8 protein-coding genes are annotated in these 10,849 nt (G+C 57.3%); 7 read left to right on the top strand and 1 reads right to left on the bottom strand.

What is annotated here, in order from left to right:
• Positions 1-14 precede the first annotated feature (14 nt).
• The 7 genes from ENN66_08010 (at position 15) to ENN66_07980 (ending at position 9,234) form a co-directional block, all read left to right on the top strand.
• Positions 15-629 carry a nitroreductase family protein gene (locus ENN66_08010; GenBank protein HDS16535.1) on the top strand — a complete coding sequence of 205 codons (615 nt, stop codon included), beginning with the start codon at positions 15-17 and terminating at the stop codon, positions 627-629.
• A 145-nt stretch (positions 630-774) separates the two neighbouring features.
• Positions 775-1,488 carry a 6-oxopurine nucleoside phosphorylase gene (locus tag ENN66_08005; protein HDS16534.1) on the top strand — a complete coding sequence of 238 codons (714 nt, stop codon included), beginning with the start codon at positions 775-777 and terminating at the stop codon, positions 1,486-1,488.
• Positions 1,485-2,741: an amidohydrolase gene (locus tag ENN66_08000; GenBank protein HDS16533.1), complete on the top strand. Its 1,257-nt coding sequence runs from the start codon at positions 1,485-1,487 to the stop codon at positions 2,739-2,741. Before ENN66_08005 ends, ENN66_08000 begins: the two co-directional genes overlap by 4 nt.
• Positions 2,742-2,971: 230 nt before the next feature.
• A complete protein-coding gene (locus tag ENN66_07995; GenBank protein HDS16532.1) occupies positions 2,972-3,469 on the top strand; it encodes a CYTH domain-containing protein in 498 nt (165 codons plus the stop codon).
• Between the two features lie 6 nt (positions 3,470-3,475).
• Positions 3,476-5,182 (top strand): adenine deaminase, encoded by a 1,707-nt coding sequence (gene ade / locus ENN66_07990; protein ID HDS16531.1) that lies wholly within the window; start codon positions 3,476-3,478, stop codon positions 5,180-5,182.
• 153 nt (positions 5,183-5,335) lie between these two features.
• On the top strand, positions 5,336-6,307 hold the full coding sequence (locus tag ENN66_07985) for a thioredoxin family protein (protein ID HDS16530.1): 972 nt from the start codon (positions 5,336-5,338) through the stop codon (positions 6,305-6,307).
• A complete protein-coding gene (locus ENN66_07980; GenBank protein ID HDS16529.1) occupies positions 6,304-9,234 on the top strand; it encodes a peptidase M16 in 2,931 nt (976 codons plus the stop codon). The genes ENN66_07985 and ENN66_07980 overlap by 4 nt, the downstream gene beginning before the upstream one ends.
• An 87-nt stretch (positions 9,235-9,321) precedes the next feature.
• Here ENN66_07980 and ENN66_07975 read toward each other — a convergent pair whose 3' ends face one another.
• Complete coding sequence (locus tag ENN66_07975; GenBank protein ID HDS16528.1) at positions 9,322-10,368, bottom strand: cytochrome-c peroxidase; 1,047 nt, start codon at positions 10,366-10,368, stop codon at positions 9,322-9,324.
• Positions 10,369-10,849 lie beyond the last annotated feature (481 nt).

Raw genomic sequence — 10,849 nt, 5'->3', positions numbered from 1 at the left:
GTAGAGGTAAATGTATGATCGATGATCTCGCGTTCAATGAAACCTTACGGGTGATTTATCAGCGTCGCAGTATTCGTCAGTTCGAGGAGCGTCCCGTTGCCGATGCCCTGATTCGAATGGTGTTGGATGCCGCCAACCAGGCACCTTCCGCTCACAATCAGCAGTCCTGGAAATTTATCATTGTCCGGGACGAGAGGAAGCAGCAGCTCGCTCGCCTGGTCACCGCCCGGGCGGCGGATTTTCCCAAACCTTTGTCCTCGATTTTAAGAATGGCGGCCCGCAGTATCGGCAGCGCCGCGGTGGTGGTGGCCGCGATGAATACCGGCGCCCTGATCGCGCACGGCCGGGAGCTTTTTAAGATCGAGCCCGGACTTGCCGCCGACTTCTTTCGCACCATGGAAATTCAGAGTTCGGCGGCGGCTATGGAAAATCTTCTGCTGGCCGCGACTTCCCTGGGTCTGGGCAGTGTCTGGCTCGGGGTTCTTTTTCTGATCAAGAACGAGATTCTCGCTTTTCTCGGGGAAAAAGAGGGGGAGTTCATGGCAGTGATTCCTCTGGGTTACCCGCTGCGCAGCCGTCCTTCCGGCCCCCGGAAACGTTCGCTTGAATATGTGGTTGAAGGTTTGTAGATGGGTGGCCATGATCCTTGCCTTGTCGGTATTGTCCTGCCGCCCGCCGGGCGGCTCCCGACGAAAACCGTTGCTTTTGCAAAACGGCAAGGCAAGCAGGTGCGATTGAAAATGAAAGTGGGGCAGACGGGAAAAGAGGCGGTGGATGAATAAGAAAATCGCGGTAATCGGCGGCAGCGGCCTGTTCGCCCTGGAACTTTTTCAGGGGCTTGAGGCATGCCACCTGGCTACAATTTACGGCAAGGTCAAAGTGACCTGCGGCGCGGAGCTTTTGTTTCTGCAGAGGCACGGAGAACCGCCGCGCCCGCCGCATCGAATCAATCATCATGCCAATCTCAAGGCCCTGCACGACTGGGGGGCCGATTATATTGTGGCGGTCAATTCAACCGGCAGTCTGCGACGTGAACTGGAGCCCGGGACCCTGCTGGTGCCGGACGACTATTTTAATCCCTGGGCGATCAAAACCTTTCATGACGAAGAACTGGTCTTTGCCACGCCGGGGCTTTCGCAGACGGTGCGCCGGGCTTTGCTGGCGGCGGCTGCGGAGCTGGAGGTGGCGGTGGTTGACGGCGGCGTTTACATTCAGACAACCGGACCCCGCTTTGAAACCCGGGCCGAGGTTCGAGTACTGGCGGGCTGGGGCAGCCTGGTCGGCATGACCATGGCCAGTGAAGCCACCCTGGCTTGTGAACTGGGGTTGCCCTACGCCTCGCTTTGCGTGATTGACAATTATGCCAACGGAATCTGTGCGCAGGTAGTTGATTTTAAGGACATTGAAAAAGAACAGCGGCGGAACGCGCAGCTTTTGGCCCGCCTGCTGCCGGTCGCCATCGGGCAATTGCAAAGGAGTCTTGTATGAGTTTACTGCTGCGGCAGGTGGTATTTGAAGGTGAAACCGTCGATCTTCTGATCGCCGCCGGCCTGATTCAGAAGATTGCGCCGTCGCCGGCGGATTTCAGTGCGGATGAGGTTTTGGAAGGTGGTGGTCTGACCGTGGTTCCCGGGCTTTACAACGGGCATACCCATGCCGCCATGTCCCTGATGCGCGGTTACGCCGATGACATGGAATTACAAAGCTGGTTGACGACCAAAATCTGGCCCCTGGAAGAAAAACTGACCGAAGAGCTGGTCTATCATGGGACGCGGCTGGCCTGTCTGGAGATGATTAAAAGCGGCACGGTTTTTTTTAATGATATGTATTGGCATTTTCACGGTACCGCCCGTGCGGTGGAGGAAATGGGCCTGCGGGCGGCGTTGAGCGCGGTGATTATCGATCTCAATGACCCCGGCAGACTGGCTGAGCAGATTGCCGTCAATCGCGACCTCTATCAGGCGAGCCGCGATTTTTCCGACCGGCTTCAGTTTGTTCTCGGCCCGCACGCGATCTACACGGTTTCGCGGGCCGGGCTCGAATGGGTGCGGGATTTCGCGGCCGAACATGATCTGATGATCCATCTGCATCTTTCCGAAACCGAGCCGGAGGTTAAGAATTCCCTGACCGCTTTCGGCTGCCGGCCGGTATCCTATCTGGCGCAGCTGGGGCTGTTAAGTGAGCGTCTGGTGGCGGCTCATGCGGTCTGGCTGGATCGCGATGAGATCGCCTTGCTGGAAAAAAACCAGGTCCGGGTTATCAATAACCCGACGTCCAATATGAAGCTTGCCGTCGGCAAAACCTTCGCCTATCGTCATTTTGTCGAACATGGTGTCCTGGTTGGCTTGGGGACCGACGGCTGCGCCAGCAACAATAATCTGGATATGTTCGAGACGATGAAGATTTCGGCCCTGTTGCAGAAGTTCGCCGTTCATGACCCGACCGTGCAGCCGGCTTCCGCGGTCTGGCGCATGGCGACCGCCGCCGGGGCCGCGATTTTTGGTCTGCGGGGCGGGGAAATCGGCGTCGGCCGGCCGGCGGATCTGTTGCTCATCGACAGGGAAAGACCGGAAATGGCGCCCGGCCACAACTTGATCTCGGATCTGGTTTATTCGGCCTCCGGCGCCGTGGTCGATACCACGATCGTCGCCGGCCGGGTGCTGATGCACCAGCGGCGGGTGCCGGGGGAAAAAGAAATCATCGCTGAAGCCCGCGCCGCCGTCCGGCAGTTGTTGCGCTAGCGACGCTCGTATAATCACGGCGTTTAGAACCTTACAGAACATTTTCTTGTTTTTTTCAACAATTTTTTCAACCACAAAAACAAGAAAATGTTCTGATAAGAGCACTTATTTGCGGGCCGTAAGGGCCCTTTGGGTTGCGGAGCTCGCTCCCGCATTAGATTTTCCGTCGGGTTTGGCCGGGAAGCGGGCGGCTGGAAATCTCGGGTGACCGAGAAGAAGGGGAAGCATCGATGGCGCTTGAGATTGAACGAAAATTTCTGTTGCAAGATGAGAGCTGGCGGCTGCAAGCCGATGTCGGAGTGGGGTTGCGTCAGGGTTATCTCAGCCATAACGAAAAGAACTCGATTCGGGTTCGAATCGGCGGTTGCCGAGCCTGGCTCAATATCAAGAGCAGCACTCCGGGAACCGTGCGGCACGAATATGAATATCCGCTGCCGCTAGCCGAGGCCGAGGAAATGCTGGCCGGTCTTTGTCGATCGCCGGTGATCGAAAAACGGCGTTATCATGTCGAGTATGGCGGTTTTACTTGGGAAATCGATGTTTTTTCGGGCGCGAATCAGGGGTTGGTGGTCGCCGAAATCGAGCTGGAGACGGTTGAGCAGGATTTTCCCCGGCCGCCCTGGCTCGGCGCCGAAGTTTCCGCGGAACTGCGTTACTATAATTCTCAGCTGGTTCTTTATCCTTATTGCGCATGGTCGGCCGCCGAGCGGCAGTTCAGCAAAGCGTAATCTTCTATGAAAAAGATTGATTATTATCTTGAACTCGCCCGGGGCCGGATGCCGGCAGATCTTCTGCTGCGCAATCTGCGCCTGGTCAATGTCTTGTCCGGGGAGATTCACGCGACCTCGGTCGCGATCGCCGATGGTATCTTTTTAGGACTGGGTGATTACCCGGCCCGTGAGCAGATCGATTGCGGCGGCCGGTATCTGGTTCCCGGCCTGATCGAGGGCCATATTCATATCGAATCAAGCCAGATTCTGCCGGCCGAGTTTGCCCGTCTGGTGGCGGCGCACGGGACGGCGGCCGTGGTTGCCGACCCGCACGAGATTGCTAACGTGATGGGGGTGGACGGGGTCGAATTTATGCTGGCCGCGACCGCCGGATTGCCGGTCTCTTTCTTTTTCATGGTTCCTGCCTGCGTGCCGTCCACCACTATGGAGACCGCCGGGGACCGGTTGGACGCGGTCGCCGTGACGGAGTTGTTGCAAAAATATCCTGAACGCCTGCTCGGTCTGGCCGAGGTCATGAATTTTCCGGGGGTGCTTAAGCGGGAGCCTGAAACCATGGCCAAAATCAGGGCTTGCGCGGGGCGGATTATCGACGGACATGCTCCGCAGCTCTCCGGTTTCGACCTGAACGCCTATATCCTGGCCGGGCCGGGCAGCGATCATGAGGCGACGACCCTGAGCGAAGCCAGGGAAAAACTGCGCGCCGGAATGCATCTGATGCTCAGAGAGGGGTCGCGTGAACATAATCTGGACGATCTCATTCCTCTGATCAACCGCCATAACCAAGCCAACTGTTCCCTGGTTTCCGATGATCGTCATGTCGGTGACCTGCTGGATAAAGGACATCTGGATTACTCCATTCGCAAAGCGATTGCCGGGGGACTGGATCCGCTGACGGCCATTCAGATGGCGACCATTAATCCGGCTCGTTATTTCGGTTTAAAAAAACGTGGGGCGGTGGCTCCGGGTTACCGGGCCGACGCGATTCTGCTGGATGATCTGGCCGGCTTTGTCATCGACCGGGTTTTTCTGGCTGGACGCTTGCAGCGGGAAGCGGATTTTCGTTCGCCTCTGCAAGCGTTGCCGGGCAATACGGTTTTGCTGCCCGCATTGTCGGAAAAAAGTTTTGCGATTCCGGTTCGAGGTCGCGGCCTGCTGGTTATCGGCATGATTCCGGGCCAATTGGTGACCCGTAAATTAATTCTTGACGCCAAGCTTGAGGAGGGCCTGGCGGTTGCCGACCCGGAACGCGACCTGGCCAAACTGGCGGTTCTGGAACGCCACCACGGCAGCGGCCGCATCGGACTCGGCTTTGTGCAGGGCCTGGGGCTGCGGCGCGGCGCTCTGGCCGGAACCGTCGCGCATGACGCTCATAATCTGATCGTGGCCGGGGTCAGTGATGCCGACATGCTGCTGGCGGCGCAAACGGTCAAGGCCATGGGAGGCGGACTGGCCGTGGTCGCAAACGGCAGGGTGCTTGGCCGCCTGCCTTTGCCGGTGGCCGGTCTGATGAGTGTCGAAAAGGCCGAAACCACAGCTGCGGCCCTGAAGAAATTACAGGCGCAGGCGGCTTTTCTGGGAGCCGAGCACGATCCTTTCATGACCATCTCGTTTCTGGCGCTGCCGGTGATTCCGGCCTTGAAATTGACGGATCGTGGTTTGGTTGATGTGGAGCGTTTTCAGCTGGTCGAGCTCTGGTCTGAACCGGCGTGAGCCGTGGTCTTCGGGTTTGCCGTTGCCTGATAAAATAATTGACAGAAACAGTTCAAACCAGTAAAGCAGGACCTTTTGTTCGAAAATCATGATCGATTTAATTGCGAGGCGCTTGATTTCTTTTGAATTTTAAATATTGGAGAGGCTGTGTTCATGTTTAAAATAAAACCGATAATCTGGTTTTTGGGGTTGATTCTTTGTCTTGCAGGCAGCGTGGCGGGGGCGGCGCAGGAAGTCTGGCTGAGCGACTTTGCCGGGGCTCGGGAGCTGGCCGGAAAGGAAAACAAGTTTCTGCTGATCGATTTTACCGGTTCCGACTGGTGCAGCTGGTGTAAAAAACTGGATCAGGAGGTGTTCAGCCAGGATATTTTTTTAAAGGAAAGCGCCAAAAATTTTGTTCTCGTGAAACTTGATTTTCCTCAGCAGAGTCAGCTCGGTGAAAAACTTACGCAGCAGAATCAGGCCTTGTCGAAGACCTATGAAATCAGTGGCTTTCCTTCGATTATCCTGGCCGACGCGGCCGGGGTCGAGTTCGCCCGGACCGGGTATCAGCCCGGCGGCCCGGAAGCCTACCTCGCCCTGCTGGAGGGTTTTGTGGAAAATTTTCGCCGGTCTTTGCAGCTGCAGTCCGAGGCCGCCGCTTTGACCGGAGTGGCGAAGGCGGAAAAGCTTGACCAGGCAGTGGCCTTGCTGGTGCAAAACGGCAGCCGCAGCGGCTACCAGAGCCTCGCGGATGAAATCATCAGTCTCGATGGCGACGGTCGGGCCGGGCTGCGCCCCAAGTATGAGCTCCCCCGAAAACTTAACGAGATCGAAGGTCGGCTCAATCAGGACAAGGATTTTGATCGGGCCGTGGCTGATCTCGATCAGCTGGCGCTTTCCGCCGCAATGGTTCCTTCCCTGTTGCAGCAGGTCTATCTTTTTCAGGCTGGGGTCCTGATCAAAGGCAAAGGCGACAAACGCGGCGGGCTGGAGAAACTCGTGCTGGCCCAGAAGTCCGCGCCCGAGACCAAGGCCGGCCAGCAGCTGGTTAAATTTATAGAGCGCCTGCAGGAAGAAACGGAAGCTGTTCCCGGAGCTGTTCGCAATCATGAGGCCCCGGCGGCGGCGGCGGGGGCGCAATGACGGCCGCTTCAACTTTCATCCTGCGCGAGGAACGGCCGGTAGACGCTTTGCATCTGACGGTGCAGTCGTTTGTTCACAAGGTGACCGGGGCCGAACATTACCATCTGGCGGCTGACAACCCTGAAAATGTTTTCCTGGTCGGTTTTCGCACGGCTCCGCATGATTCAACCGGAGTGGCTCATATTCTTGAACATACGGTGCTCTGCGGCAGCCGGCGTTTTCCGGTGCGCGATCCCTTTTTCATGATGCTGCGGCGTTCTCTCAATACCTTCATGAATGCCTTTACCAGTAGCGACTGGACGGCCTATCCCTTTGCCAGTCAGAATCGTAAGGATTATTTCAATCTGCTTGAGGTCTATCTCGACGCGGTGTTCTTTCCCCGGCTCGCCGAGCTTGATTTCGCGCAGGAAGGGCACCGACTTGAATTTGTCGATCCGGCCGATGCCCATTCTCCCTTGCAGATTAAAGGCGTGGTTTATAATGAAATGCAGGGGGCCATGGCCAGCCCGGTAAGTTTTCTCTGGCAGGGGGTCGCGCAACATCTCTTTCCGACCTCGACCTATCGGTTTAACAGCGGAGGGGATCCCGAGGTGATTCCCTGCCTGACGCATGCCCGGCTGCTTGAGTTTCATCGCCGTAATTATCATCCGAGCAACGCCTTTTTTCTGACCTTCGGCGACCTGCCCGCCGCCCAGCTGCAGGAAGTTTTCGAGGAGAAGGCCTTGCGGGAGTTCAAGGCCGAGCCCGGGGCCCCTTTTCGGGTTGCGCCTGAAAAACGTCTCAAGGCGCCCCTGGTGGTCCGTGAGAGTTTTCCGTGTGAAAGTTCCGGAAAGGACGAGGCGGATGACCGCAGCCATGTTCTGATGGCCTGGCTTTTGCCGGTGGAGGGTGATTTTTTCTCATTGATCGAAGCCCATCTGCTGGCCGCGGTCCTTTTGGACAACAGCTCATCGCCGCTGCTGGACGCGCTGGAATCGAGCGATCTGGGCCGGGCGCCGTCGCCGCTCTGCGGCCTTGATGATGATCATAAGGAGTTGGTTTTCTGCTGTGGGCTGGAAGGCTGCGGCGCAAAATCCGGTCCGCTGGTTGAAGAACTGATCATGAGCACTCTGGAACGGGTGGCCCGCGAAGGGGTGCCTCTGGAGCAGATCGAAGCCGTGCTCCATCAGCTTGAATTGCAGCGCCGGGAGATCGGCGGCGATGGCTACCCCTATGGTTTGCAGCTGCTGCTGTCGGCTTTTCCGGCGGTGGTGCATGGGGGTGACGTCGTCGAACGTCTCAATATCGATCCCGTGCTGGTGGAATTGCGGCAAAAGATCGGAAATCCCGGTTATCTGTCCGGGCTTTTACAGCGTTTTCTGCTGGGCAATCCGCATCGTCTGCGCTTGACCATGGTTCCCGACCCCGAATTGGCCGGTCGCCGGGAAGCGGCCTTGCAGGCGCGCCTGGCGGCCCGCCTGCGGGCCATGGATGAGATCCGGCGTCAGGGACTGGTAAAACGGGCTGCCGCCCTGGCGGCCCGGCAGCAGAGCGTGGATGATCCGGAAATTTTGCCGCGGGTGGGGCTGGCCGATGTTCCCGAAAAATTGCCGATTCCCGAGGGGCAAAGGGTGGCCGCAAAGTTACCCCTGACCTGCTTTGCCGAAGGGACCAATGGCCTGGTCTATCAGCAGGCGGTTTTTGCGTTGCCGAAGCTCAGTGATGAAATGCTGGATCTGTTGCCGGATTTCTGCGCCTGTCTGACCGAACTGGGCTGCGGTGTGTTTGATTACCGGCAGACTCAGGCCTGGCAGGCCCGGGTCAGCGGCGGGATCGGCGCTCATTACAAGGTGCGGGCCGAGATTGATGACAATGCCCGGGTCAGGGGCTTTTTTGTGCTTTCCGGTAAGGCTTTGCGGCGCAATCATGCCTGCCTGACTGAACTTTTGTGCCAAACCATGGCCGCCGCCCGTTTTGACGAACTTGATCATCTTCGCGATATCATGGCCCAGAACCTGGCTCATCAGGAACAGCAGGTAACGGCTTCCGGTCACCTGCTGGCCATGCAGGCCGCGTCCGCCGGTTGTAGTCCGGTCGCGGCTTTGAATCACCGGGTGCATGGGCTGGCGGGCCTGGTCCAGCTCAAACAACTTTTTCGTGAGCTCAGCCGGGATGGGGCGGCGCTGACGCGATTCGCCGAGCGCCTGGCGGCTCTGCATCGGCAGTTGCTGCAGGCGGCCCCGCAATTTCTGCTGGTGGGGGAGGCGGAGCGCGAAGCTTCCCTGGTGCGCGAGTTGCAGGAGGGCTGGTGCGGGTTTGCTGCGGCCGGCCGGGATTTTGTCGATTTTAGCTTGCCGCTGAAGCCTTTCCGGGTCCGTCAGGTCTGGACCATCGATACCAAGGTTAATTTCTGCGCCAAAGCCTATCCGACCGTGCCCATCGCTCATCCCGACGCGGCGCCGCTGGCGGTGCTGGGCGGTTTTTTGCGCAACGGTTATCTGCATCGTGCGATTCGGGAAGAAGGCGGCGCTTACGGCGGCGGTGCCGGGCATGATTCTTTAAGCGCGGCTTTTCGCTTTTATTCCTATCGTGATCCCCGTCTTCTGGAGACCCTGGACGATTTCGAAGCCTCCCTGCAATGGTTGCAGGAAGGAAAACATGAGCTGCGCAACGTGGAGGAGGCGATTCTGGGCGTGGTCAGCCAGATCGATAAGCCGGGTTCGCCGGCCGGCCGGGCGAAAAAGGCTTTTTATGATGAATTGTTTGGGCGCAGCCCCGAATTCCTGCGGGAGTATCGCCGTCGGGTTTTGGCGGTCGGGCTTGACGATCTGCGTCGGGTCGCGGCTTTGTATCTGAAGCCGGAAGCGGCGGGCATCGCGGTTCTGACCGGAGCCCGGCCGGCGCGGCAGGTTTCGGAAAAGCTGGGTCTGGAAGTGATGGCTTTGTAGGCGCGCAGCCTGAGCTTGGCGCGGAGGCCAAACAAAAGGGCGCGAAGTTTATTCGCGCCCTTTTGCGTTTCAGATAAGAGGTTCTGACTAGTCCAGCATCGGTTGCGGGGTTTTTTCCGTGGGCTTGGGCAGGATCGGGTGTTCAATCAGCGGCTGCTTGCCGGTGGTTGCCTTGAGAAAAGCGACGACGTTATCCAGCTCTTCCTGGGGGAGCACGCTTTCCAGCTGGGCCGAACTCATGACGACCACCGCGGCTTTCAGGCCCCAGACCTTGCCGGAGTGAAAATAGGGTGCGGTCAGCTCGATATTGCGCAGCGAGGGTGATTTGAAGACGAATTCATCGCTCACAGCCTTGGTTACCTGATAGCGGCCCTTGTCGCCGGCGATAATTCTTTCGGCCGGAGCATTGATGACGCCGAAGCTGTAATAGTCGTCCCCGCCCATGTTGATGCCACTGTGGCAATCGGCGCAGCCATTGTTGATAAAGGCTCGAAGGCCTTTTTTCTCACTGTCGTCGAGAGCTTTCAGATTTCCTTTGAGAAATTGGTCGAAACGGGAATCGGGGGTAATCAGGGTCGCTTCAAAAACTTCAATGGCCTTGGCCATATTGTCAAAGGTCACCGGATCGGCTTCGCCGGGAAAGGCTTTTTTGAACAACTCGACATATTCGGGCATGCTGTTCAGGGTCTTGAGGACCATGGCCGGGGTGTTGTTCATTTCGACTCCGGCCTGGACCGGGCCCTTGGCCTGCTCGGCCAGATCCTGAGCCCGACCGTCCCAGAATTGGGCGACATTGTAAACCGAGTTCAAGACGGTCGGGGCATTGCGAGGTCCTCTGCGCCAGCCGTGACCGGTCGAGGTTTCCTGGTAATCGGCTCCGCCCAGTCCGACATTATGACAGGTATTACAGCTGATCAGGGCGCTGCTGGACAAACGGGGCTCAAAATAAAGCATTCTGCCGAGTTCCAGTTTGGCCGGGGTGGCCGGATTGCCTTTCAGCTCCGGCGGGTTGTCGGGAATTACCTTGAAATAGCTGCGCGCGTCGGTCAGCAGCTGGTCGTCGGCCAGCAGGGTTCCGGAAAAGGTGAAAAAAGTCATGGCCGTCAAGGCTGCGAAAAACAGGATTTTTTTCATATAGTTCTCCTTGCTGTGTCTGATGGTTTAGCCCGGTGACGGGATTACTGTGGCAGTCTTTGTACAAAATATCTTTAATCCCGGGTTTCGTCAAGGGCTTTATTTCGCATATTGTCGACAGCGCCGGGTTGTCGTCCCGGCCAATCATCGCCCTATAATAAGCTCGGGCTTATTGAACAATGGATTGAGTCCGGCCCGCCAGTCATCCCCACGTCTTGAAGCTAAGCGCGGTTTGGGGCGGCTCAATCCTTATTGGTTCGGCAACTTATTCAGTGAATTTTTCCATTGCTTGTGGAGTTGTGAACATAGCCATTCCTGTTTTCATAGCTCCAAACCCAAGCTTTTTATAAAAGCCTTCCATTTAGTTATGACAACCGAAATTTGACCAGTTGTGATTATCGAAAATTGATCACCCTGATTGCAAGATAAAGTTAAGCACTGATGTTCATGGTTAAATTTTAAGTTTGCTTATTGGTAATGT

It is taken from the genome of Pseudomonadota bacterium (genome assembly GCA_011049115.1).
In the GTDB taxonomy this organism is placed as follows: domain Bacteria; phylum Desulfobacterota; class Anaeroferrophillalia; order Anaeroferrophillales; family Tharpellaceae; genus DSCM01.
Note: the sequence above shows the minus strand (reverse complement) of the source record. Positions and strands in the feature narration are given on the sequence as shown.